General features: G+C 55.5%; 19 protein-coding genes. 11 read left to right on the forward strand and 8 right to left on the reverse strand.

Annotation, left to right across the window (positions count from 1 at the left end; genetic code table 11):
- Positions 1 to 62 precede the first annotated feature (62 nt).
- Complete coding sequence (locus tag SH248x_RS12895) at positions 63 to 1,838, reverse strand: hypothetical protein (protein ID WP_459554692.1); 1,776 nt, start codon at positions 1,836 to 1,838, stop codon at positions 63 to 65.
- Between the two features lie 187 nt (positions 1,839 to 2,025).
- Here SH248x_RS12895 and SH248x_RS12900 point away from each other — a divergent pair, with 187 nt between their 5' ends.
- From SH248x_RS12900 to SH248x_RS12915, 4 genes are all read left to right on the forward strand, one after another.
- A complete protein-coding gene (locus SH248x_RS12900) occupies positions 2,026 to 3,066 on the forward strand; it encodes an alpha/beta hydrolase (protein ID WP_459554693.1) in 1,041 nt (346 codons plus the stop codon).
- A gap of 292 nt (positions 3,067 to 3,358) precedes the next feature.
- Positions 3,359 to 3,904, forward strand: a complete 546-nt coding sequence (locus SH248x_RS12905) for an IS4/Tn5 family transposase DNA-binding protein (RefSeq protein ID WP_459554694.1) — start codon at positions 3,359 to 3,361, stop codon at positions 3,902 to 3,904.
- 23 nt (positions 3,905 to 3,927) lie between these two features.
- The gene (locus SH248x_RS12910; RefSeq protein WP_459554695.1) at positions 3,928 to 4,890 is read left to right on the forward strand and encodes an IS4 family transposase; all 963 of its coding nucleotides are present in this window, start codon (positions 3,928 to 3,930) and stop codon (positions 4,888 to 4,890) included.
- A 361-nt stretch (positions 4,891 to 5,251) separates the two neighbouring features.
- Positions 5,252 to 8,959: a hypothetical protein gene (locus SH248x_RS12915; protein WP_459554696.1), complete on the forward strand. Its 3,708-nt coding sequence runs from the start codon at positions 5,252 to 5,254 to the stop codon at positions 8,957 to 8,959.
- A gap of 49 nt (positions 8,960 to 9,008) precedes the next feature.
- Here SH248x_RS12915 and SH248x_RS12920 read toward each other — a convergent pair whose 3' ends face one another.
- The 6 genes from SH248x_RS12920 to SH248x_RS12945 all read right to left on the reverse strand — a co-directional run bounded on the left by SH248x_RS12920 (position 9,009) and on the right by SH248x_RS12945 (position 13,724).
- On the reverse strand, positions 9,009 to 9,575 hold the full coding sequence (locus SH248x_RS12920) for an imm11 family protein (RefSeq protein WP_459558614.1): 567 nt from the start codon (positions 9,573 to 9,575) through the stop codon (positions 9,009 to 9,011).
- A gap of 79 nt (positions 9,576 to 9,654) precedes the next feature.
- Entirely contained in the window at positions 9,655 to 10,275 is a 621-nt protein-coding gene (gene wrbA, locus SH248x_RS12925) for an NADPH-dependent FMN reductase family protein (RefSeq protein ID WP_459554697.1), read from the reverse strand.
- A gap of 195 nt (positions 10,276 to 10,470) precedes the next feature.
- A complete protein-coding gene (locus SH248x_RS12930; RefSeq protein WP_459554698.1) occupies positions 10,471 to 10,593 on the reverse strand; it encodes a hypothetical protein in 123 nt (40 codons plus the stop codon).
- A gap of 627 nt (positions 10,594 to 11,220) precedes the next feature.
- Positions 11,221 to 12,123 (reverse strand): alpha/beta hydrolase, encoded by a 903-nt coding sequence (locus tag SH248x_RS12935; protein WP_459554699.1) that lies wholly within the window; start codon positions 12,121 to 12,123, stop codon positions 11,221 to 11,223.
- Positions 12,124 to 12,462: 339 nt separating this feature from the next.
- A complete protein-coding gene (locus tag SH248x_RS12940) occupies positions 12,463 to 13,146 on the reverse strand; it encodes a class I SAM-dependent methyltransferase (RefSeq protein ID WP_459554700.1) in 684 nt (227 codons plus the stop codon).
- Between the two features lie 89 nt (positions 13,147 to 13,235).
- The gene (locus tag SH248x_RS12945) at positions 13,236 to 13,724 is read right to left on the reverse strand and encodes a DinB family protein (RefSeq protein WP_459554701.1); all 489 of its coding nucleotides are present in this window, start codon (positions 13,722 to 13,724) and stop codon (positions 13,236 to 13,238) included.
- Between the two features lie 465 nt (positions 13,725 to 14,189).
- Between SH248x_RS12945 and SH248x_RS12950 the strand changes: the two genes are divergently transcribed.
- From SH248x_RS12950 to SH248x_RS12975, 6 genes are all read left to right on the forward strand, one after another.
- Entirely contained in the window at positions 14,190 to 14,525 is a 336-nt protein-coding gene (locus SH248x_RS12950) for a hypothetical protein (RefSeq protein WP_459554702.1), read from the forward strand.
- Between the two features lie 511 nt (positions 14,526 to 15,036).
- Entirely contained in the window at positions 15,037 to 15,414 is a 378-nt protein-coding gene (locus SH248x_RS12955; RefSeq protein WP_459554703.1) for a GntR family transcriptional regulator, read from the forward strand.
- Between the two features lie 174 nt (positions 15,415 to 15,588).
- Positions 15,589 to 16,536, forward strand: a complete 948-nt coding sequence (locus SH248x_RS12960; RefSeq protein WP_459554704.1) for an ABC transporter ATP-binding protein — start codon at positions 15,589 to 15,591, stop codon at positions 16,534 to 16,536.
- Between the two features lie 233 nt (positions 16,537 to 16,769).
- A complete protein-coding gene (locus tag SH248x_RS12965) occupies positions 16,770 to 19,784 on the forward strand; it encodes a hypothetical protein (protein ID WP_459554705.1) in 3,015 nt (1,004 codons plus the stop codon).
- A 353-nt stretch (positions 19,785 to 20,137) separates the two neighbouring features.
- Positions 20,138 to 20,500: an endonuclease domain-containing protein gene (locus tag SH248x_RS12970; RefSeq protein WP_459554706.1), complete on the forward strand. Its 363-nt coding sequence runs from the start codon at positions 20,138 to 20,140 to the stop codon at positions 20,498 to 20,500.
- Between the two features lie 448 nt (positions 20,501 to 20,948).
- Positions 20,949 to 22,256, forward strand: coding sequence for a Gfo/Idh/MocA family protein (locus SH248x_RS12975; RefSeq protein ID WP_459554707.1), 1,308 nt, complete (start codon positions 20,949 to 20,951; stop codon positions 22,254 to 22,256).
- Between the two features lie 232 nt (positions 22,257 to 22,488).
- Here the strand turns inward: SH248x_RS12975 and SH248x_RS12980 are convergent, their stop codons facing one another.
- Complete coding sequence (locus SH248x_RS12980; RefSeq protein ID WP_459554708.1) at positions 22,489 to 23,085, reverse strand: pyroglutamyl-peptidase I; 597 nt, start codon at positions 23,083 to 23,085, stop codon at positions 22,489 to 22,491.
- Positions 23,086 to 24,088: 1,003 nt separating this feature from the next.
- On the opposite strand from SH248x_RS12980, the gene SH248x_RS12985 reads away from it, so the two are divergent.
- Complete coding sequence (locus SH248x_RS12985; protein ID WP_459554709.1) at positions 24,089 to 26,314, forward strand: ATP-binding protein; 2,226 nt, start codon at positions 24,089 to 24,091, stop codon at positions 26,312 to 26,314.
- The last annotated feature ends 23 nt before the right edge of the window (positions 26,315 to 26,337 follow it).

Below are 26,337 nucleotides of genomic sequence, written 5' to 3' on the forward strand. Positions count from 1 at the left end.
CATCCCCCATGACAACCCACACCACCAACCTCCCACAAACCAATCGATCACCCTCACGCCAATCAATCCTTCTCTTCCTTAGTCGTCGCCCTGCGAGACTTCGCCTTCTTCTTCATCAGGTCATAAACAATGAATCGATCTTCCGTCTCCGATTGAAAGCGAATATCCAACGCCTCAACCACGTCCTCCACACTCTGATCCGTCTTCACATACGCATGCACAGAAATCTTATCGGACCCAAACATCACATTCGCATCGCCAGCAGGAAAGGCCACCTTGAGCAAATCTTCCAGGATTCTCCGATCCTGAAATCGGTCACGCGAATTCGTCAGCTCGATCCACACCATGTTCTCTTTACCGCCAGCACGACGCGCAAAACTCTCCGCAAAAACCTCGATATGCGAATCCGGCGTCCCAATCGTCTTCACCAGATCGACAGGCTCAGTACGTTTCGACATCTCCGCTCGACGCTTTTCACTGTCAGCACGAATGGTCGCCGTTATTTCATCCCGCTCTGCTTTTTTCGCATCCGCGATCGATTTGATTTTCGCATCAAGAGCATCAATCCGAGATTTGTATTCCTCAACACGCTGCTGGCGATCCTTGCGCCCCGCAGACGTCTGCAACTGGCCTGAACCAAGTGTGTTCGCGTTGTTTCTTAAATCCCTGGCGATCACCGCGACTTCTTTGTCGAGATGAAGATTCTTATCAATCTCACCCGACTCAAAACCGAGATAGCTCAGATACGACTCAAGAACATCCCCAAACGCTTTGTACTTATAGGTCTCAGGAGACAGCTTACGAAGCTCGTAATACGCCAGAGAAAAATCGATGAACTCCTGGTCGGCCTGGAGAATCGTCTCGCGAGCCTGCGAATACTCCTTGCTCTCCATCTGCTTAGCCACATTGCTACATTTCTGACGCAACCCCCTCAGGTAATTCCCAATCAGCTCCGGCTCACCCTCTTCTGGCTGATACTCAACAATCCCCACCAGCGCAATCGGCGTGATCGCCTCCAAAGCCACCGTCAGATCTCTCACCGACTGCCGCACATAGATGTCTTCCACTTTGCCAGTCTGAAAGAATCTGTCGTACTTTTCATTCTCTTCTCTCTCCTGAGGAGTCAATCCATCCGTTCCACGCTCCGCAAAGAGCGCTGTCCGAATTTCCTCCGCCTGACTCATCGGAATCGGCGTCGAGGCATATGTGTTTCTCAACGACCATCGCAGATTCCGCTGCAAGTTACAGATCAGCGGGTAATAATCCTTGCGCGACGGATCAGCCTGTATCTGACGACAAATCCCCAGAAGCTCCTGATAAACTAAAAACAGATCATTCAAATAAATGTTCGAAGGCGATCGATTCTCAAACGGAACCGCAAACTCGTTCTTATCTTTCAGGAACATCGGAAACGCCACACCAGCCGGAATCCTCTTCGCCGCTGCCACCAACGGAGGATCATTCGCATCACTCTGACTCGCAGCCCCGGAAACAACAAATGGACTCCCACCCGGCGACGGCGCGACATTTGAATTATTCGAGGTCGACCCGCTCGCGCCCGATCCATTCGCAGTCGCCTGTCCCTTCGCCAACGAAGCAAGATACTCTTTCGCCTCCATACTTCGATTCGCCACCCTCGCAGCAGCAGCGAAAATCGATAACAAAACAAGGATCAAAGTCAGCAGCACGATCTTACTGCCACCCCCGCCACCAGACGAAGGCCGCGACGACTTTCGCGAACCACTCCTGCGTTCCGCTTCTGCCTCCACAACCGGCTTGGAAACTTTTTTGGAAACCGGTCGACGAGCACGTGGCGGAAGCGGAGGACGATCAGACATTGAACTTAACCAAATAGAAGACGCGAAACTCGCAAACAGTCTCCTTAATGTAAACAAATAGTCAATAACTTTTAATAGAAATCTCACCTCAAAATCACGCCCCGTCTAATCAACACCTTTGCATGAATCAATGCAACCCACTATCGTCACAGATCAGCCCGACACCACTGTCAAAGGACCATCACGAATGCGCACTCTCACTCTTCACTCCCGCTCCCCTCTGGGTGCCACTGGCTATGCCAGTGTCTTCGTTCTCCTTCTTTGTGCCACGTTTGCCCTCCCCGCCACCACCCAGGCCCAACAACGTAACCCCGCCTTCGACTCCATCTACAAACTCGGCCCCGACTCCTTCCACCAGGAAGGCGTCCCCACCGGCAAGTACGAAGGCCCCTTCACCATCAAGTCCGACGTCTACCCCGGCACACAACACACCTACTGGGTCTACCTCCCCGCTCAATACGACCCCAACACACCAGCCGCCCTCATGATCTTCAACGACGGACACGCCTTCAAACAGGAAGACGTCGAAAAGAACCGCGGCGACATCCGCGCCCACAACGTCCTCGATAACCTCATCTATCGACGCGAAATCCCCGTCATGCTCGCCGTCTTCATCAACCCCGGCCGCACCCCCGAACAACCCGAACCCTCTTCCTCCGACTGGGGCGACAGAACCACCAACCGTAAAGGCGAATACGACACCATCGATGACAAATACGCCAAAGTCATCTGCGACGAACTCATGCCCGAACTCCACTCCAAATACAACATCTCCAAAGACCCCAACGACCACGGCATCGGCGGCGCCAGCTCCGGCGCCATCGCCGCCTTCAAAGTCGCCTGGGAACGACCCGACGACTTCCGCAAAGTCCTCTCCCTCATCGGCTCCTACACCAACATCAAAGGCGGCCACGTCTACACCGACCGCGTCCTCGAATCCGACAAAAAACCGATCCGCATCTACCTCCAGGACGGCCGCAACGACAACCGCAACCTCAAACCAGACGGCTCCTACGACGAAAAATGGGACTGGTTCCACCAGAACGTCCGCTTAGCAAAAGCCCTCGAACAAAAAGACTACGACGTCACCTACTCCTGGGGCATCGGCAACCACGGCCAAAAACACGGCGGCGCCATCTTCCCCGACATGATGCGCTGGCTCTGGCGAGAACACCCCCAAACCACCGACCCCAGAGACAACAAGGCCCGCAACTTCAACACCCCGTAAGACGATCCCAGCCTGAAAACGCAAGCCCTCGAAAACCTGTGCCATGCTCACAGCTTTGGGCTGTCTCTTACCCACATTTTTACAACCCTCTGTCACTTTTACATCTCTTCGGTGGCCGGTGGATGTTGTTTGGCTCGGGGATTTCCGGGGGTGTGTGATCTCTGCGGGGGTTGGCATTGGGTTTGCCCTCTGGAGGCGATGGATGTGAGCTTGCGCGAAGTGTTCGGGAGCATCGGACAGATCTCAGGAGGAGAGCATCAGGAAGGAGTCGTCATGGGCAAGGTCGCCAGAGATGTCGCAGATCGTGTGGGAAGTGCAGGCGTGGGCCGAAGCGGAGTTTGGACGCTGTCAGCTGGGAGATGTGCGGCGCAATCGGCGACTGATCAAACTCGCTGCACGCATCGCAGCGGATCCGTCCGCCACGACCCCCGATCAGATGCAGTGGTGGGCCGACACGAAGGGAGCGTATCGCTTCATGGATAACGACGACGTCTGCTTTGAAGAGATCATCGCGCCTCATTGTCAGGCCACCCGGTCGATGTCGACGTCGTCGGGCCATTCGCTGATCATTCATGACACGACCGAACTCTCTTATGCGCAGTGGAACCAGCCACGCGAAGACCTGGGACCCACCGGCAATGGCCACAAGCAGGGCTTTTATCTGCACTCCGCATTGCGAACAGATGCCCACACGCAGGAGACTCTGGGCCTGGCCGGGCAGATCCTGTTTGCACGTGTCCCTGCTCCCAAACCTGCTGACAAAAAGCGTGAGACAGCCCTCGACGCGAAGCGTCGTCCCCGACTGTGTTGCGCTTCGCAACATGTCGTGTTGCGGTAGAAGTCTGGCAGAAGCTGATCGCGATGGTGGGTCAACCATCCGCAGGGGAACGCTTCACGCATGTGTGTGATCGTGGTGCAGACAACTTCGAGGTTTATGCGCAGGCTCAATTGTTACAGACCGACTGGATCGTGCGGAGTGCGCACCTGCATCGCAAGGTGCGTCTGGCCAGCGTCTGCGACCCCGAGAATCCCCGAGCCAACACGACAACGAGTGTGGATGTCCTGCTGACCAGTCTTCCCTTCCAGGGGTCGTCTCAGGTGGCTGTGGTGGCGCGTCCGGGACGACGTCCGCGGGTCGCTGATGTGCAACTGCGCTGGACTTGCGTCTGGATGCCGCGACCCAAGCCCTGCAGTCAGTGGGCTCAGGAGCAGGCTCCCGAGTGGCTGAGGATGCAGGTGCTGGAGGTCATCGAGACCGATCCCCCGGCGCGTCTGAAGACGGCGATCAAAAAAGGGACTCGCACCAGGAATCCCGACCAGCCACTGCGCTGGGTGCTTTACACGTCTCATGCCATCACGTCGTTAGAAGATGCTCAAGCCATCACAGCGATGTATGCTCGACGTCCGCTGATTGAAGAGTATCACAAGGCGCTCAAGACCGGCTGTCAGGTGGAAGAACGTCAATACCAGACCGGCGCGCGATTGGCCCGCATCACGGGAGTCCTCAGCGTGACGGCGATCCGTCTGCTGAGGATGAAGTCGGTCGCCACGATCGAGCCGGACCGGCCTGCGGAGCAAGTTGCGCCCCAAGAATGGGTCGAAGCGCTTTATGACCACCGCACCGCCGAGAGTCCCCAGTACAAACAGCGCTGGCCCGAAGGCAGCTGGACGATCCAGGAGTTCCTCCGCCAACTGGCGATGCTCGGCGGCTTTTTAGGCCGCAAAAGCGACGGTCCCCCCGGCTGGCTGACCCTGTGGCGCGGCACCACCAAACTCCAACTCATCCTGCAGACAAGACGGGCGATCAGACGCAAATGTGGGTAAGAGACAGCAGCTTTGGGTGAGCATGCTGCTTCGTTTGACATCACTTCGTCGGCCGGAAAGTACCTTGCTACACCATCTCTCTCACTCAAAGGCCCCTGTCTGACAATCAGACAGGGGCCTTTTTCTTTTGACACCCACCGACTCCACAAGCCCAATACTGCACCCAAAATCACCACCGTTAAAATAGGCTAACTGCGACTACTTTTCCGCCTACGATACTGCCTTTTCATTCATCTGTGCACATTCAAGGTCTTTCCACCACTAAACAAAATGGCGGTGACGATAGTAACAATCACACGGTTTGCAGGGATTCACCCGACCGTACTACCCGTAATATGCCGACGGCAAAAGGATTTGTCGCATGTCCCGCCACACCACCTGGGCCTTGTTCGCCTCCAGCTGCACCCTGCTAACCCTCGCCTGCTACGCCCCCACCACCCACGCCGGCGGCTGGGGCGTCTTCTCCAAACCCACCACCGACGTCGACCGCCTCGCCACCCAAATCGACAAACTCGAACGCCACCTCGAAGAATACGGCAGCGTCGTCCCCAAAACCCCCGACGTCTGGGGCGAAGCAAGATTGACCAAATACCGCAAGGTTGTCGAACGTGTCCTGGCAACCCAAGAAGAAGAATTTGACGCTTCAATCAATGGAGCAATCTCACGCAGCGACCAGGCATTTCTTGCCTCGACCCTCGCCCTGCAAGCTGCCGTCAGTGGGTCTCGTGCCTACTTCCGGCCATTCGCGCCACCCGCAACAACGCCCGTCACCCCGACAGCCCCTCCCGCCTCTGCCCCCTCGACAAAATCAAGAACCGAGAACGTTACAACAACAATCACACCGACTTTCAATGCCGTCATCGGCACCGGAAACGCCGGAACCCCCGCATCACCACCTCCCAGCTCAGGCGGACCATCTGGACCAACTCCGATCGACATCCCAGACGCTCCCGATCTCGATGCACCAGAAGCGGACTTCCAGAAAATTGAACGAAACAGCTCGACATTCTACGAGGAATCAGGCGCCCACATCTCGCTGGAACCAACTATCGAACTCAACCAGCTCCACCGCTACCTGCAACACCTCAATCAACTCCGCCGCATCAATGACGGCGACGACACCAGCGACTCCCCCGGCTACGCCCTCCACCTCGTCCGCGTCCCCGTCTCAATCCTCCCCGGCCGCAAAACCGAAGAAGGCTATGGCGCTGAAATCACGATTACAGCTAAACCGCAACTGCATGACAAACTATTGTCGGTAACGTTTCGTCAATTGGTTATTAATGATCTCGTTGATCAACTAACTTTTCCGCTAACGAAATTCTTAGACTCTCACGATGGACAGAAACATCTTAACGCCGTAAACAGTTTAATAAAGAACATTAAAGATCTCGAAAAAGAGATAGCAGATCTTGAATCTGGGATTAAAATTGGTGCTCAACTATTAACAGAAGCAGCTACCAAGTCAGGCTTGCAAAACAACAAAACAGAAATCTCAACCGAGTTATTACAGAAACTGGCATTACCTAGGATCAATAGTGGCGACAGCATATATATCTATAAAACCATGATTTCTAATCACAAGATATCTTCAAATCCAGATCCTCTCACCTATGATCTCTTAGCCTCTCTTGACAAAAAACGTGACGCAAAATCATCAAAATCTGATGAACTTGAAAGAAAGAAGAAGGATCTCGAAGACCGAAAGAGCGATCTAGAAAACCTCGCAGGCCAATCAACAGCCATGGTCTCGCTTGCTCCGTTCCGTAGATCCACTTTGCCATTTCCGCAATCACGCCTGCTGGACATCTACGGCACAAAAGAACTGCATTTCCTCGCAACACTCGCAAATCGCCTCAAAGAAGACGAATTGCATCATCAACAACTGAATCTTCTAGATGTTTCAAAGCTAATGTCTGAAGAATTGCAAGCTGCCTATCAGTTCCTTTCCGAGCAACCAGAGTTCTGGACACATTGTAACGATACGTTGGCTCACGCGATTAGAGCAAACGATCTTACCACTATTGAAGAATCACGAGCTAATTTTCGTACTTCAGTCGAGGTGTTCCTGCAAAACGACCGTGCCAGCCAGAGTGTTCTTCTTCCCCTCGCCTGGGCCATCATCGTCGAAGCCGCCCTCCTCAACGAACGTCTCATCGAAGACATGAACGAGATCGCGACCGCCAAAGATTGCCAATGCCTCAATGGCGGATGGCTACCTTACTTTCTTCCCAATCCTCCCCCGGAAGCCGTCCACAATTTCAACGAATATGTCCGATGTCGCTGGCCCATTCACGTTTTCGCGGTCGATCCAATTACCGAAGACCAAAACATTGCTGACAGTTTCTCGCAACGTCGCGAGATGCAACTCGCTCTTTCGATGGCATTCGCCTCCGGTCGCATCAACGCTCAAAAGTTCCTGCGCTACGCACGTCAAACCAGCCTCGATGTCGACACCATCGCCCTCAACCGCACCGTCGTTGGCTTCTCACACGGCGACGACACCTTCGGCTGGCGTTTCTACCCTCGTGTCCAAACACCAAAGACTCCCGGCAACGCCACCGTCGTCTTCCGCGACATGCTCTACGGCGGACTTACCCAGGATCAGCTCCTCTGCCAACGTCGCCTCGAACCAGGCCAACGTGAATGCACCGCTCTCGTCATCATGCCTTCCTTCGTCCCCTACTGCACCTTCGACATGCGATCCAATTGGTTCAAACTCGCTAATCCCCAGAAGAAAGAACTCGACCTCCGCGACGGCGTAGGTATCAGCCGCGACATCGTCGAATTGCGACAGGCCTCAGCAACGTGCGTCAAACAGGCTCATCTCTATCGTGCCGAAGACCTGAATCACCTGAATCGAGCTGTTGACCAACTCGAAAGTCGCCTCCCTCTCCAAACCAGCTACGTCCAGATCCCCTACGAAAACTCTCTCGGCGGCTTCGAATTCTTCAACACAGGCGTCACCGACCTCGCCCCAGAGCTCAAAGGCTTCTACGGCGAACCAGGCATTGACACAACCAAAGACACCACAATCTTCGTCGTCGGTGATCACTTCAGCATTCACGAAACCCAAGTGATTGCAGGTAACCAAGGTTCACCGCTGACTGGCAATGACGCAGTTCCAGCCACCGATGTCCGCTTCGAACTCCTTAGCCGACAAATCATGCGAGTGACGATCCCAGCAAACACCCACACATACACGACAAAAGACGCCGCTGGCAAACCTCTCGAACTCGTCGACCTTCACGTCGCTACCCCCTACGGCGTCTCCAACCACCTCTCCATCCCGGTCATCAAATCTTCCGCACAGACCCAAGCCAAAGCCGCCGCTGACGCCGCCAAAGCCGAAGTCGCCAAAGCACTCGTCGCCTCCGGCATTTCCTACAAATGGAAACAGGACGACCCCATCAATGCCACCTACTGCACGAACAACTCATCACTGTCAATCGACTTCTCCAATAGCGATATTGATCCCACCAGCACACGACAGATCATTTCTAACTCTCCTCAATCTTCTATTTTCGATCCGACTCCAGAGCCACAACTTGCCGTCATCGTGACAGGACTCGATGCAGACGGCAAAGCAATCCCCGGACAGCAATGGACATACACCCCTGACTTCGTCCATGATTCGGCAGCTCAATCTGGTCCAATCGCATTCGAGCTCTCTGTCTCCGTGCCAGGGGCTCCCGGTAGCCCGTTAACACTCACTCTCCCAACCAGAAAAATCCTCCAGAACATCCAAGCATCCCTTGTAGGGTCAGTGCTTACTCCTCAAGCCCCCGCAGCTCTCCAACTTCAAGGCTACCTCCGCTTCGGAGGAGATGGTGCGCCGATCATGGCACTCACAAACAATCTCCTCATCAAACTCTCACCCATCAATTGTGCACCCCCTTGCATCCCTGGAACGACCTCAAGCCTGAACTCATTGTTTACACCAGTGGCAACCTCACCTCCCCAACCTTCTCTCCCTCTAGCTAACACACCACAACCCAAACCAACCCTCGCCGACCGCTACCGCACCCCACAACAAGCCACCATCACCCCACCCCTGATCGCCCAATAACGATCTCCTTCCCCAAAACGGGTTCTGCTTCACCGCAGAGCCCGTTTTTTTATGCCCCGACGATACCCCCACTCAACTCCCGACACTCCACCCCCCGATACCCTCCCCTCAAGATCCGCTCCACCAACTCCTCCGACGCCAGCAAAACCTCCCGCATCTGAGGCACCACAAACAACCGATCCCGCGGCACCCCTTCCTCCACAAACACAGCCTCCGAGATCGACCGAATCTTCTCCCGATTCGTCCGAAAGTACTCGTACTTTGAATTCACCAGATCAAAACACTCCAGCCAGTTCACCCGCTTCAAAAAATAGTAACGCGATCCATTCAGACTCGCCGGCAACAACTGAAAATCCCTCAACGCATCACTCCCCAGAAACCGCACAAACGCCTCCGAATAAAGCCCCCCCATCCCGCCATCCACATACCCATGCCACTTGGCCGCCTCTGCATGTTCCACATGAATCACAATCTCCGGATACTCCAAATCATCCCGAGTCCCACCCAGCACCTCCTCCGCCAGCAACCAGTCATTCTCCGCATTCCGAGGATCATGAAACACAATCACCGGCCGATAGTCCTCCCTCGTTGGCCTCACCTCATAAACCCGCACCATCACCTTCCCTCTCCTAAATAACAAAGCGGGCTCCACTGTCACCCAGCAGAGCCCGCTTTTACACTCGACGTTAAACTCTTTATTTCTTCGCTAGCTTCAACGCCGTCTCCGCAACATACTTCCCCTGCGCCCGTGCGATCGCCAACTCATTCTCCGAAGGCTGACGCTCTCCCTTCCCACCCGCAATCGTCGACGCCCCATAAGGCGTCCCACCACTCATCTCACCAATCTCACTCAACTCCTTGTTACTATACGGCACCCCCACCACCGCCATCCCCATGTGCAGCAGGAACGTCATCATCGACATCAAAGTCGTCTCCTGACCACCATGCTGCGTCGCCGTCGACGTAAACAACCCGCCGACTTTCCCAATCAACGCCCCGCTCTGCCAGATCCCACCCGTCGCATCGATGAAGGTCTGCATCTGCGCCGTCGCAGATCCATAACGCGTCGGCGACCCCAGAATCAACCCATCCGCTTCCGCCAGCTTCTTCGGATCCGCAATCGGAATATGCGCAAACGCCTTCTTCGCCTCGAGCGCCCCCATCTTCGTCAACACCTCATCGGGCAACGTCTCTTTCACCTGATACAACTCCACCTCAACCCCCGACACACTCCGCGCACCCTCCGCCTCAGCCTCCGCCATCTTCCACATATGCCCATACATTGAATAAAAAATCACCTGCACCTTAACCGCCATCACAACCTCCTTCGCAAGTCCATCAAATAAGAAAAGTAGTCCACCGACAACCATACCCCATCCCCCACACCACTAACAATCCCACCTGTGACTTCCGAAAAGCAGGCCGCCGTTGAGTCTTCAAACCGCACCAGATCGACAACGATCCGTGACTTGAGAATCAGATTCACACCACCATACACTTCATGCTCCCCATCACTCGTCCTCCTCCTCATCAACCTCAAAAAACTGCTGCACCGAAACCAGCACCACAATCCCCATCAAAATCCCCGCAGCCACAAAATCAGCCATCAAGAAAAAATGAGTCACATCATTCATCGCATCTCTCCTGTCAAAAATAGAAATCATCCATTCCGACAGCAGTATCCCCCCACAACCTAAACCCACGCTGAACACAACCTAAATTCCACTTCATCTTCCAAGCAAAAGCTAAAAGGGGTCAAAAACTAAAAAGGAAAACTAAAAAGGGGTCAGGACTCATTTCCCTTCACCGCTGTCCCGCAATGCAACACTTCACCACCAATTCGACATCTATCGGCGCTGATACCCGAACACACACCGCGCCCTCCAATCCCACCTCACACCTGAAGTTTCCCAGCGCCTAACGCCCAGCGCCTAACGCCCAGCGCCTAACGCCCAGCGCCTCCCCCCACCGAACTCGTCGCCGTCGCAACCACCCCCAGCAAAACCAACACCGTCACAACATCCACCACCAAAAAAGTCATCACGAAACTGTCCATCTCAATTCTCCTCTCAAAGAAGGTGCCAAACCGATTTGAAAGAAGTATTGCTACGGCCCCTGAACCTTCCATGAAACCAATATAAAATCCACTTCATCTCCATAACCTCTTCCCCACAAACCACGTCCAGCAAAAAGCAAAGAGCCGAAGCGACTTTTCAATCGCCCCGGCCCATCTTCTCCTCCTCAAGACTCATGACCCTCCCCTACTTCTTCAAAACCACCTCCCTCAAAAACCCCTCCGCCATCCCCGGCCACATCGTCACCCGCTTCGACTCATCCGGCCGTGCCCCATACCCATGCCCCCCATTCCGAAAGACATGCAACTCCGCTTCCACCTTCTTCGCCCGCAACGCATCAAAGAGTTCCGCACTGCTGCGATACGTAATCGGATCATCAGCCGTATGCACCAGAAACATCGGCGGCGTCTGCTCCGTCACTTCCAGATCCGCAAACAGCTTCCCTTCCTTATCGACCATCCAGGCCGGATAAACGAGCACCACAAAGTTCGCTTCACACCCCGCAACCTTCGCCCCCTCGCGCTGCTCATACAAAAACTTCCCATTGAGCAAAGCCGTCCGAGCCGCCGTCAACCCACCCGCCGAAAACCCCAGGATCCCAATCTTGCTCGGATCAATCTTCCTTACCGCCGCTTGCGACCGCACATAAGACAACGCCCGCTGTGCATCCATCACCGGCCCAATCCAACGCGCCTCCTCCCCATGCCCACCCGTCGGCACACGATACTTCAAAACCACCGCCGTCACCCCGATCGAATTCAACCACTCCGCAATCTCCACCCCTTCGAGATCCCACGCCAGAATCGAAAACCCACCCCCAGGACAAACCACACACGCCGCCCCCGTATTCGTCTCCGCTGGCGCCGGATAAATCGTGATCGAAGCCCGCGCAACATTCCCCAACTTCATCACCGTCTTCCCACCCACCAACCCATCCGTCGCCTTCTGCTGATCAACCTCCTCCCCATCCACCATCGCAACCGGCCCCGGCACCTCCCCCTCCCACAACGAAATCACTTCCCCTTCCCCCGCCATCAAACTCCCCATGCCCATCCCCATCACCAAAACCATCCCCAATAAGCGCGTCATTGTTTTCTCCTAAGGTTGAATTCAACTCAAACGAATCCCCCCATATTAGCGACGATCAACCCCAAACACACTCCCAATCAGGGTGGCCCAGCCGTTCATGGCTGGGTGAGCAAAGCTCACAAGACTCGTCACCGTACACCTCCATCATCAAACAAAACCCCCGATAGCTCCCTTCTCCCCCCGGGAGAAGGTGGCAGCACAACACCTCAGGTGTTCACTCAACACAGTGCTGACGGATGAGGGCATCGCGCCAACAACCTCACTTCATCGCACGACCCGTTGAGGGCAAACCCAAACCCCATTCTCCTCCCCCTCTTTCTACTCTCCACTCTCTCCCCTCTACACCTCTCGCCCACCAAACCACCCCCGAATCACCAACCCCTGATAAAACATCACCGGCAACTCCCACCCCGCTTCCACCATCATCCCCTCCACCTCCCCCACCGGCAGCACTCCCACTCGCCCCTCAAGCGACTTCACATCAAACGACAACCCCGAATCCCGATACATCGCCCCCCACACCTCCAGCAGCCGCACAAACTCTTTCGTCCCCAATGCCCCCGTCAAATCGACATTCACCAGCACGCCCCCCTGCGTCACACGACGCGCCATCTCCCGATAAAACCCCACCCGATCCGCTCGCTCCATAATGAAATGCGACACCAGCACACTCGTCGCCGCCGCATGCAACTCCCCCACCGGCAGCGTCTCCAGATACCCCTCATGAAAAACGCATCGCGATAAAATCCCCGCTTCCTCCGCACGACGACGACACACCTTCATCATCCCCCGCGCAGGCTCCACCACCGTAAAACGCCACCCCGGTTTCGCCGCAGCCATCGCCAACAACTCCGCCCCCGTCCCAGCCCCCACAACCAACACCCGCGCATCATCAGCCAGCGACGCCAACACCATCCGCAAACAAAAATGCAAACCCTCATTGAGCGCCCGCATCTTCACCCACTTCCCATCATACCCCTCCGCAACTTCCTCCCCCTCAAACCACTCCCCACCCCGCGCCATCTCACATCTCCCTTAACTCAATAGAAAAAGAGCGGAGAAAAGGTCCCATCCGAAACCTCTCCCCCTCACGACTCACGACTCACGACTCCTCACCCCCCATACTCCGGCACCCCCTCCACCCCACTATGACGCAAATAAATCGTCAAGATCGCCCGGTGATGCACCAGGTGATTCATCACCCACGTCTCCAGACACTCCCCCTTACTCACCGTAAACAACACCTGCCCACCCATCTTGAGTGACCAGTCCTCAGCCATCGCCTCATCACTGGTTCCCGCGAGCGCCCTCCTCCCAGCCTCTGCATACTCATCCAACTTCCCGACCAACTCCTCCGCCGTCCTCCAAACCGTCGGCGGCACAGGCGTCTCACCCGGAGGCGCCAAATCAAACTCCGGCGACGCACAAATCGCCGGCATCCACTCGACAATATTCACCAGATGGTTCGCATTCCACCCAATCGTGTTAAACCCCGGAGCCAACTTCCACTCCATCTTATCCGCCGGGATCACCCCCAACACCTTCCGAGTCCGCGCCACCTCCCGCTCAAACTCCGGCAAAAACACATCCGCAATCCGCATCGTGATGTCTCCCAAATTTGAAATACGTCAATCAACCCGCAATCCCACCCTACCCGCCAACGTTCCTCATTTCCAGACAGACTTCGACTTGCGAACCCTCTCCTTCATAAAACTTCGTTCCCTTCAAGCCTTGGTGATAAATCCCTCGTCACTCCTGCATCTTCCAAATTCCAACTTCCGCCACTAAACTCAAGATAAATAACCAGACCGTCGCATACTCGTAGCTCCCCCGGCCCGAACTTCCCGCTCACTGGCGTCTTCCAAGTCGACGACTTCAATAACCTTATCCGACCCCCAAAACACGATCATGTCAACAAAGCCACTCAGCTTCGATGCATTTACGATTTCCAGGTCGAGTGCCGCTGAGGCTTCGCGAACCGCACCTCAAGTGACAACGTGACTTGTTCTGTAGATTCGAATCGGTGCGGTCAAAAGACCTCAACCTCCAAAAATTGTAGGCAAGACATGAACAGGACTGTCGGTAAAAACCTTTACGCGATCCTAATCGCATCCATCCTGGGACTACAGACACTCATTGTCCTGACTGCCTCAGATCAAATCTATCAGATGACCAGCCTCCTCCCGATCACTTTCGGCCCCCTTCTCCTCCTGAACCGTTCCGACACACACCCACTCATGTTCGTCGAACTAGCCATCCTCCCTCTCACGCTGCTGACCGCCCCCCTCCTCCCAAGCCGCTTTCTCCTGACCCCACCATTCCCACAAAACATCATGCTCGCGACCATCGGCGCATTCATGTGGTGCTTCATAGGCATGCTAGTCATGGGCATCGACTGCTAGTATCAACCACTCCCTTCTCCCCTCGTGGAAGCAAGGAGTCTTCTCTCGTCGATTAGACGAGAGAAGGCGACGCGGTAGTCTCCTCAGGAAAAGGTGGCAGCACAACATCGAAGCTGTTTACTCAACACAGTGCTGATGGATGAGAGCAACTCGCCAAAAACCTCACGTCATCGCACGCCCCATCGAAGGCAAACCCAAACCCCCATTCCGAACTCCCTTCTCCCCCCGGGAGAAGGTGCCCGAAGGGCGAATGAGGGCATCGCGCCAACAAACCTCCTATAAACAACTCGAACTCCCGAGGGCAAATCCACCCCCATTCCCCCTCCCCCCTCACGACTCACGACTCACGACTCCGCCCCCCCTCCCCCCAATTCCCAATTTCTAATTCCCAATTCCCACTCCCCCCTTGACTCCCCGCCCAGACACGCCCACAATACCACCGTACTACTCAACTAGCACACTAACTCCTTCTCCTCTCTACTTTCCACCCTCTACTCTCTCGCGAAGCGCCATGTTCTTCCAACTCAACCCACACAACGGCGTCCCCCTCTTCGAACAAATCGTTCGACAGGTCAAATTCGCCATCGCCTCCAAACAACTCCTCCCCGGCGACAGAGTCCCCTCCGTCCGAGACCTCGCCACCCAGATCGCCGTCAACCCCAACACCGTCGCCAAAGCCTATCGAGACCTCACCACCGAAGGCGTCCTCAACACCCTCAGAGGCGAAGGCCTCGAAGTCACCTCAACCGCCCCCGCCTACTGCAAAACCGAACGACAACGCCTCATCTCCGAACGCTTAACCCACGTCCTCGAAGAAGCCCTCCAATCCGGCCTCACAACCAAAGACATCAAACACCTAGTCAACCAACAACTCAACGACAGCTCTTAGGCGAGCGGGGTGGCGTAAGCCCCCTGTGTCTTCAATGCCAAATATAGACACAGAGTTCACAGAGACCTCAGAGAATAGAAAATCAAAGCAAGCTTCGAATCATCATTCTCCCCACTCTGTGATCTCTGTGCCCTCTGTGTCAAATCTTCTTCAGATTTCTCTTCGGAGCATTCCATGTCCCATCCCATCTTTGCGTTTCACGCCATCTCCAAAACCTACCGCCACAAACCCGCCCTCAAATCCCTCACCATGCAAGGACAACCCGGACGCATCATCGCCCTCCTCGGCGAAAACGGCGCCGGCAGATCCACCGCCATCTCCCTCCTCATGGGCCTCATCCCCCCCACCTCCGGCTCCTCCCAAGTCCTCGGCTTCTCCTCCCAAACCCAGGGACGCGACATCAGACGCACCGTCGGCTACATGTCCGATAAACCCCCTTTGTACGACTGGATGACCGTCGATCAAATCGGCTGGTTCACCTCCGGCTTCTACGCCCCCGGCTTCCGCGATCGCTACAACACCTGGATGCAGAAGTACCGCGTCGACCCCACCCAGAAAATCAAACACCTCTCCAAAGGCATGCGCTCCAAAGTCGCCCTTGGATTGACCATGTCCCACGAACCACCCCTCCTCGTCCTCGACGAACCAACCTCCGGCCTCGACCCCCTCGTCCGACGTGAATTCCTCGAGTCGATGGTCGACTACGTCTCCACCGGCCGCACCGTCCTCCTCTCCAGCCACCAGGTCGGCGAAGTCGAACGCGTCGCCGACGACGTCGCCATCATCCAGTCCGGCGAACTCAAACTCTTCGCCCCCTTAGAAACCATCAAACGCACCACCCACGAACTCCTCATCACCCACCACGACGTCCAACTCACTCCCCCCACCCTCCCCAAAGACATGACCCTCATCCACCACCAACGCCAGGACCGCACCTGGAAACTCCTCATCCAAACCAACCACGAACTCGACACCCCCCTCCACCACCACCCCCACTGGCAACACCAAGACAACATCCTCCACACCACCTCCCACACCCCCTCCCTGGAAGACATCACCATCTGCTTCATGCAAAACCAACCCCTATTAGTTCAACCCGCCGAAGTCGAAGTCCCCTCCTAGGCGAGCGGGGGGTGTCAACCCCCTGTCTTAACACCCCACAACCAACCCAGCCACTAAGAATACGCCACAGCCCAACTCTTCTCCCCCTCCAATGCCCCTTCTCCCTTGAGGGGAGAAGGGGTCGGCGCTTCGACGACGGATGAGGGTGGGCTATAGGCACCAACAGCCCCCCAATGCCAACTGAACCCCAAGGCAAATTTCTCTCCCCGTATTCCAAATCACGGACCACTCCCATGTCCACAACCACCTCTCCTCTCCCCCCAGCGCCTAGCGCCCAACGCCTAGCGCCTCCCCTCCCCCGCCTTCTCTACCTCCACACCCACCTCCTCAAATGGATCTGGCTAGGCCTCTATCTCGTCGGCCTCGCCCTCATGCTCTACCTCACCATGATGGGGCGAGAGTACCAATACGAACTCACCAACATGCTCCCCCAGTCCATCCTCGGACTCACCGGCTGTTACCTTATCGTCGCCATCTGCCTCCTCTACGCCGGCGAAAAAGAAGAACACCTCCACGAATTCCCCCTCCACCGCGGCTGGAACCCCACCCTCATCCACACCTCAAAAATCACCCTCGCCCTCGTCTCCTACGCTGCACTAATTTTCGCCCTCTATCTCTCTCGCGAAATCTTCGTCTGGCTGGCGAACGCAAAAATCGAACGCTCAATCACCGTCAACTACATCAGCTACGCACTCTACACCCCCGCCCTCCTGCTCGCCTGGTCCCTCGTCGGCAGCCATCTAGCGAACAATCTTATTCACGCCATCGCCATCACCTTTGTGGGCCTGCTGACGCAAGTCGCCATCGTAGCGTTCGGCACTGGCGAAGATGATCTATTGGGCATAATCCTCCTGAACACGCTCCTAATCGGCACTCTGTGGATCGTGTCTCGTCCAAAGACCGCCGACTCCCTGCGCAACCTGACGCAAAACTTTACCGCCCAGCATCCGGTGACAACTCTCCTCGGACATGCTTCATCCTTTCCCACCACCCTACACCTCCCTCGGGAACAAGCACTGCGACGTCACCTCAATTGGTTGCACACCCGCCAAAGTCGTTTGCTGCTAATCCTCGGCAGCAGTATCGTCCTTCTTGCATTTGCCCTTCCCTACCTGATCGATCGCTGGCAAGCCGCAGAAGGCTTCGCCGTGACGATCATTTGTAGCATCATTCCCATCTACCTGTTCTCAGCTCCTCTACTCGTCTTTCAACCGGAACATGCCCAAACGTCATACCGCTTCTGGAACGACCGCGGCCTTCCCTGGCAAGCTGTCCTCCGCTCGAGACTTCTCAGTTTTCTAATCCCTCATGTGAACTTTGCTATCTTCACCGGACTCGCTCTGTTCCTCGGCTTTTGGATAATTCTCAACACCGGAAGGGACCGCATCACCCTGCCAGATGCGATCTCCATTATCCACAGCGAGTTGAGCAAAGACGCCCAGGGCATCGATATATTCTGGATCAGCCTCTCACTTCTCCTCCCCGTCGCCACCTGCACCGCCTTGTTCTACTCGCTGACATTCCGCAGCGTGCTGGTCGCCTTTGTCGTCCAACTCCTGACGATGATTGCGATGCTCTTCTACTCTGCCGTTTTCTACGGCCATCTCGACATCCCCCTCTGGCTAATCTTAGGTCCGCTTGTCGCGACCCTCGCTTACCTCACCCTCACCCGCTTCCCCCAACGCTTCCAACCCGAAATCCCCACCCGCCTCTACCGCACCAACACCCTCGCCATCATCGCCACCTTCCTCGCCAGCCTCACCGCCACCGCCTTCTACCGCGTCTATCAAGTCCCCGATGTCACCGCCAACTTACCTGTCATCACCGACGCCCTCCTCATGCATCGATTAGCATCTTCAAACACTCCCCAGTCCACCGCCACGTCTTCCACCTTCCAGTCACAGTTTGACCAGATCAACCGCAACATCCCCGCATACCCTCACACTCAACTCGCAAACTTGTCGCGAAGCGGCCTCGATTCCTACCATAAGTACCTCGTCAACAACTACGGCTTCAACTACGCCCTCCCAACGATCCAGGCGTGGACCATCGAGCACCAACCTCAAGCCCAGCGTCTCAAAACCCTCCTGCTCGAAACCCCCGGCAGCCAGCTCTTCGTAAAAATCGGGACCGTGATCGGCCACGCTCAATTCCTTCTCTCTTACTCGGCCAAATACCACGAATCACTCGGCGACCTCCAAACCGCTGCCGAGTTCTACATCGCCCACAACCGTATCCTCGATCTGTTCTCCTGGCCCACACTTGGTGATCCGTTCCGCTCTCATCACCGCGTCGCGCTGACAAGCTGGCTGAATCACCCCGCGCAGCCAATCCGAAACCGCGACCAACTCCTCCTGAAAATGATCACGCGTCCCGAAGACACGATTCCCCCACAAGATCAACTCACCTATGTCGCGCAACAGATCCGCGAAAAACTTATCCAAACACCAACATTCCAACTCATCGATGAAGCCGACAAACACACCCCTGGTGCCCACTGGACATCACGGTTTTATTACCTCCCCACCGAACGCTGGCGTGTCGAACGTCTCGTCATGCTGTGGTACAAAATCCAACTCTCCGAACTCGGCGTCTATTCCTTCAACTACCTCGAGAATCGCGACTTCACAACCGTCGACAACAACGGCAATCTCCCCAGCGGCGTCAACGATCTCCTTCAAGACGGCAAACTCTACGAACAACTCCGTCAAACGACCCCTCTTACCAGCGAACTCGCCTTCTCTCTCCAAATCTGGTCACCCAGTCAAATCCAGAATCTGAAGAACTTCGCAGACTACCACGTCCTCTCCTACGCTCAACTCGTCCTCACTCTCGCCCATACCGATCTCAAACTTGATCCAGTTCTCGATACCCCTGCCGTCGCCAATGCCCTCGAAAAACTTCTCTCCCAAACCCGACTCTCCCCCCCCCTGGCAGAACACCTCCAGAAAGAACTCCGCAGCCGCGATTTCACCATCGCCCAAAACGGCATCCACCCCGTCAACGGCCAGTTCAACCTGCCCAAATACAACCTCGACACCATCGGCCAAAAAATCCTCATCCTCGTCGATTCCACGCAGCCTCCTTATTACCCTCGCGAAACCTCCAACGGCCGCTACCTCCAGATCGTCAACCCCGAACTCCCACTCCCCAACCTCAACCACCGCCCCCCCATCCCCAACTACGACCAACTCTCAAAACTCACCCCCGAACAACTCCTCACCCACTTCCGCTCCCAATCCCCCTAACTCCCTTCTCCCCCCGGGAGAAGGTGGCAGCGCTTCGCTGACGGATGAGGGCAACGCGCCAACAAGCTTCCTATAAACTCGAAGGACTCCTGAAGGTAAAATCCCACTCCATTCCAATGTCCCTTCTCCCCCCGGGAGAAGGTGCCCATCGGGCGGATGAGGGCAACACGCCAACAAGCCTTCTATAAATCAATTGACCCCCCGAGGGCAAATCACCACCCCTTTCCCCTCTCCCCCTCTCCAAACAACACCCCCCCGAAGGCAACAAAAAACTAGATTCCCCTCGAATTTCCACTTTGACCTCAATCCCAAAATCAGCTCTACTAGACAAACCCCTAGTAAGGCCAAGTCTCATGCTCCCACCCCGCAAGCTCACTTCCCCCTCTCACCTTCAATCCCACGCCCGCTCCAACCGCAAATCCCCAACGTTACCCGAACAAAAACTCTGGCAACTCCTCCGTAACTCTCGATTCAACAACCTCAAGTTCCGCCGACAAGCCACCATCGCTCCCTACATCGTCGACTTCGCCTGCCTCTCAAAAATGCTCATCCTCGAACTCGACGGCCAGTCCCACGACAACCGCGGCACCTACGACAAACAACGCCAGCAGTTCCTCGAATCCAAAGGCTACAAAGTCCTCCGCTTCTCCAACGACGAAGTCCTCGACCACCCCGACTTAGTCCTGGAAGCCATCCAAAAACAAACCCAAACATAACCCCCTTCTCCCCCCGGGAGAAGGTGCCCGAAGGGCGGATGAGGGAATCGCGCCAGCACCCCCTCTATAAACAAACAAAACAAACGAGGGCAATTCAAACCCTCATTCCCCTCTCTCCCTCCCCGACAAATTACCATCACCCCCCATTCGCTCCCTTCTCCCCCCGGGAGAAGGTGCCCAACGGGCGGATGAGGGCATCGCGCCAATAAGCCCACTATAAACTCATGGCCCACCCGAGGGCGCACCCACACTCCATTCCCCCCTCATGACTCACGACCCGCCCCACCCCTCCCCCCTGCAACCAAAACACCCACCCGCGCAACCCCAATCCCACTCCCCCTAACAATCAAAAATTCCCCTTTGCTCCCCCCACTCCCATCCACCATACTACCCCCGTCTCCGACTCATCCCTCATCCTTCCTACTTCATCCCTCCGAAAGGCCCCACCATGCACAACACCTCCCGACGCCACTTCCTCCAAACCACCACCGCCCTCGGCGCCTCCCTCTTCGTCTCCGGACTCCCCGCACGAGCCTCCACCTCCGCCAATGAAAAACTCAACCTCGCCATCGTCGGCTGCGGCAACAAAGGCTGGGACAACGTCGTCCATCTGTCTCACGAGAACATCGCCTTCCTCTGCGACATCGACACCAACATGCTCGACCACGCCTACAACGTCCACAGCAAAGCCACTAAGTATCGCGACTATCGCAACCTGTTCGACAAAGAAGCCAACAACATCGACGCCGTCGTCGTCTCCACCGCCGACCACAACCACGCCCCCGCAACCATGCGCGCCCTCGACCTCAAAAAACCCGTCTACTGCGAAAAACCCCTCACCCACACCGTCGCCGAAGCCCGCGCCATCACCAAAAAATCCATCGAAGCCGGCGTCGCCACACAAATGGGAACCCAGATCCACGCCACCGACAACTACCGACGTGTCGTCGAACTCATCCAGGCCAAAACCATCGGCGACATCACCGCCGTCTACCACTGGTGCAACAAAGGCTGGTCCGACGGCCGCTTCACCACCACCACCGACCCCGTCCCCGCCAACCTCGATTGGGACCTTTTCCTCGGCCCAGCCCCGTCTCGCCCCTACTCCCCCAAAGTCCACCCCGGCGACTGGCGACGCTTCTGGGACTACGGCACCGGCACCTTCGGTGACATGGCCTGCCACATCATGGACCTCAGCTTCTGGGCCCTCGACCTCACCTACCCCACCCGCATCAAAGCCACCGGCCCCGAAGTCCACCCCGAAGGCACCCCCGCCTGGTGCTTAGCCGAATATGACTTCCCCGCCAACGGCACCCGCCCCGCCCTCACCGTCTACTGGGCCGACGGCGGCAAGTTCCACGACCTCGTCGCGAACACCAAAGACGCCAAAGGCAACCCCCTCACCTCCTGGGGCATCGGAGCACTCTTCGTCGGCACCAACGGCATGCTCGCCGCCAACTACTCCGACCGACACCTCCTCCCCACCAACCAGTTCGAAAGCACCAAGCTCCCCGAACCAACCATCCCAAACTCCGTCGGCCACTGGCTCGAATGGACAAACGCCATCAAAACCGGCTCCCCCACCACCTGCCCCTTCTCCTACTCCGGACGCCTCTCCGAAACCGTCCTCCTAGGCCCCGCCGCCTACCGCGCCGGCGAAGAACTCATCTACAACCCCACCACCCAAACCATCACCAACACCCAGTCCGCCAACCAATTCCTCTCCAAACCCTACCGCCAAGGCTGGAACCTCTAACCCTCCCAGGCGAGCGGGGGGTGTAAACCCCCTGTCCCCTGTACTCCCAATCAACCCAGCCACCAAGAGCACGCCCAAGCCCCATTCCGAACTCCCTTCTCCTCCCAGGAGAAGGTGGCAGCGCTTCGCTGACGGATGAGGTAAACGCGCCAACAAACCCACCACGCGCACTTCACGTTGGGACAGCTCAAACCCCATTCCCCTCTCCCCCTCAAGACTCAAGACTCAAGACTCAAGACTCACAACTCCCCCCCCACCCCTCCCGCAAATACCCAATCACCCCCTCCAACACCGCCACCCCACGCCCCGATCCACCCCGCTCCCACAGCGGCACATGCAAAAACCCACACACCGGCTTCCTCCCCATCCGCCCCGCATGATGCAGCGCCGTGTAAAACACATGGTTACACACAAACGCCCCCGCATGATTCGACACCACCACCCCAGCCTCCATCCCCAACAACACCCCCTGCAACTCATCCACCGGCAACGTCGAAAAATAAGCCTCCGGCCCCTCCACCAAAATCCGTCTCCCCCGACGCACTTCCCCCGCATTGTCCAGATGAATGCTGTCATTGATATTGATCGCCACCCGCTCCAGCCGAATCTCCTCCGTCCGCGCAGCCACCCCCACACTCAACACCACATCCGGCTCAAACTCCTCCATCAACTCCACCACCCGCGCCCCCGCAGCCCCATACTCCACCTTCAACACCTCCCCACGCACCACCACCCCCTCACCCCACTCCCGACCCATGATCCCCTCCACAATCTCCTGCGAAGGATTCCACCCCATCTGCAAAAACGGCTCAAACCCAGTCACCAACACCCGCACAAGACACCCCACCTCTTCCCTAAAAAAACCCCCCGCGCAAAACGCATCATACCTCCCTTCTCCTCCCAGGAGAAGGTGCCCGAAGGGCGGATGAGGTCATCGCGCCAACAACCTCTCTATAAATATAAAAGACAACCGAGGGCCCCCTCACACCCCATTCCGAGTGCCCTTCTCCCCCGGGGAGAAGGTGGCCGAGTCTTCGAGGTCGGATGAGGGATCTCTGCGAATTGAATTAAGCTCTCATCTCGTCCCTTCTCCTCCCAGGAGAAGGTGCCCGAAGGGCGGATGAGCTCATCGCGCCAACAACCCTCCTATAAATGAATTGAACCCCCGAGGGCACACCCCCACCCCATTCCGAACTCCCTTCCCCCCCACGAAAGCAACGCAGCCTTCTCAGTAAAACCAGCCCGCAGACCGGATCAGAGAATCACGCCAACACCCCCCTCCTCTCCTGAAGGAGAGGAAGTCACAAGCACAGCGCCGTGACAGGTGAGGTCCCGCCTCCAGCAAAGACCCTCAAACCCTACCCTCCACCAATCTTCTCCGCCATACTCTCACCTCCATCCCAACAATTCCATTTCCCGACAACAAACCCCACGCCCCCCATCCCCATCTCCCCCTTTCCTCTCCTCGAAGGAGAGGATGTCACGCGCCCCGACTCAGGCGAGCCAAGAAACACGGTCGAAGTGACAGGTGAGGTCCCGACCACCCTCAACCCCGCAACAAATGCAACGCCGATCTAAAGCCCCCCCTCTGAAAGGCGAGCGGGGGGTGTCAACCCCCTGTCTTAACCGCCCCTGCCACCAACACCGCTCCGAATACGCTCACGTCCCTTCTCCCCCGGGGAGAAGGTGGCGGCGCTTCGCCGACGGATGAGGGATCTCTGCGAACCAAGAAAAAGCTCACCCCTCCACTCCCCCCGCGTTAGGGATCGACGTGAAGATCAGTCCGCCTTGGGACTGAACAACAAAGAGCCCGGGCCGAAGGCAACGCCCAAATGCCCACAGTTCATCCTGCGAACAGCAAAAAAGGCAAGACAGACTTCATGCAGATTGTATCTAAACAATCAAAAATGTATACATGCACTACAAGAATGTATCCGCCTACAAGACACTCCCAAAAAAGCGAAGTCAGTCTCGAAAAGACTGGCGTTCACCTCTCCAAAAAATGTAAGGGCAGCCGCATGCCGATGCAAACCGATGTCGCTGGACGAGTTAGAAACGTAATGCTGCCTGCCAGCAAGCCCTTGTTACCACTTTACGAAGCAATAGTTAACTCAATTCAAGCTATTGAAGACGTTGGCCACTCATACGGTCTAATTGAAATCGTCGTGCTGAGAGACAAGTCAAACCTGTTTGCAGAATCGGAAAAAGACCGTTCTCTCGGAGCAATAATTGGATTCGAAGTAATCGACAATGGAATAGGATTCACAGATCGCAACTTCGAAGCATTTAGCACAGCAGACACGACATTCAAGGCTGCCCGAGGGGGTAAAGGCGTAGGTCGTTTTTTGTGGCTCGTAGCGTTTGACCAAGTTGAGATTAAAAGTATTTACAGAGAAGACATAGTAACACAGTGCCGACAATTCTCATTTCTTGCTGAAGACGATGGGATCAAGAATATGGCAGTGACAGCGACAGACGCGTCTACTACCAAAACGAGCGTTAAATTACTTGGCTACAACGCAAGATACCAGAAAGCATGCCCCAAACGGCTCGACACTATCGCATCCCATATTATAGAGCATTGCCTAGAGTTTTTCCTTAGCTCAAGCTGCCCCGTTATCATCCTAAAAGAGGATTCGTCAACGGAATCAATAAACCTTAACTTGCATTTCAATAAGGAAATGGTTTCAAACACTACAAGCGATGAATTCTTAGTAAAGGGCGAGATCTTTTATGTTAACCATGTTCGACTTCACCACACACATACCACTGACCATCTCGCACACTACTGCGCGCATGATCGTGCAGTTACTGCGACTAAACTAAGTGGACGAATACCAAATCTGTCACGCGTCTTGGAAGCAGAAGACGGACGACGATTTTATTATGCCTGCTACGTTGAAGGAGATTTCTTAGATGCGTCCGTGAACACAGAAAGGACTGCTTTTAACATCCAGCCTGACATTGCAAGCGGAGAACTATTTCCTTCAAACGAGATCAACTGGAATGATATTACTACCGCGACTGAGAAATTAGTTCGACAGTACCTTCAGCCTTACACCGATCCAATAAAGATAAAGAAAGCCCAGCGAATCAATAAATATTTAGCAACCGACGGACCGATGTATCGCCCAATCATGAAGTACGTAGATGCTAAAATCGAGTTGATTGATCCAGACATTGATGATGAGACCTTGGATGTCAAACTTTACGAAGCGTATCACGATCTCCAAGTCGAACTAAAAAAAGAAGGTAAGGAACTATTGGCATCCGAGTCTGATCTTGGTGTCGGACTCGATGAGTACAAGCAACGCCTGGAGTCATACTTTGACAAGATCACTGATATTAATATGGCCGATTTAGCCAGATACGTCTGCCACAGAAGGGCCGTCCTCGACTTTCTTCATAAGCAACTGACGAAGCGAGAAGACTCGAGTTACCCGATGGAAGATCGGGTTCACAGCATTATCTTCCCAATGGGAGCAACTTCTGACGAAGTATTATTAGATGGCCACAACTTGTGGATCATAGACGAAAAGCTTGCCTACCACGCATTTCTCGCGTCTGACAAGCAGCTCCGCACTCTTCCGCCGGTGAATACACCAAGCCAGAAAGAGCCAGATATCATTGTATTCGAGACCGCGTGCGCTTTTGTAGCCTCAACAGATCCTCCCTATCCCGCTGTCGTAATCGTCGAGTTCAAGAAAGCAATGAGAAACGATTACTCGATGAAAAAGAATCCGTTCGTGCAGGTTAGAGAATATATCACAGAGATCCAATCTGGCTCTGCAAGAACGCCAGAGGGACGTGACATCCCAATTGGTAAAGACATACCGTTTTATTGCTACATTGTCTGTGATATGAGCCCAACTCTCGACAAGTGGGCAATGGACTTTGAGCTACAGAAGACACCGGATCAGCAGGGGTATTTTGGGTTTAAACGCCATTACAACGCTTATTTTGAGGTCATATCCTATACCAAAATGATAAGTGATGCCAAGAAGAGGAACGCTGTCCTCTTTCACAAACTTGGACTTGATTCCAGAACTCGCGCCTAGGCGGGGTGACAGATTTTACCTCT

The sequence above is a fragment of the Lacunimicrobium album genome, from assembly GCF_052161635.1.
Taxonomy (GTDB): domain Bacteria; phylum Planctomycetota; class Planctomycetia; order Planctomycetales; family Planctomycetaceae; genus SXPC01.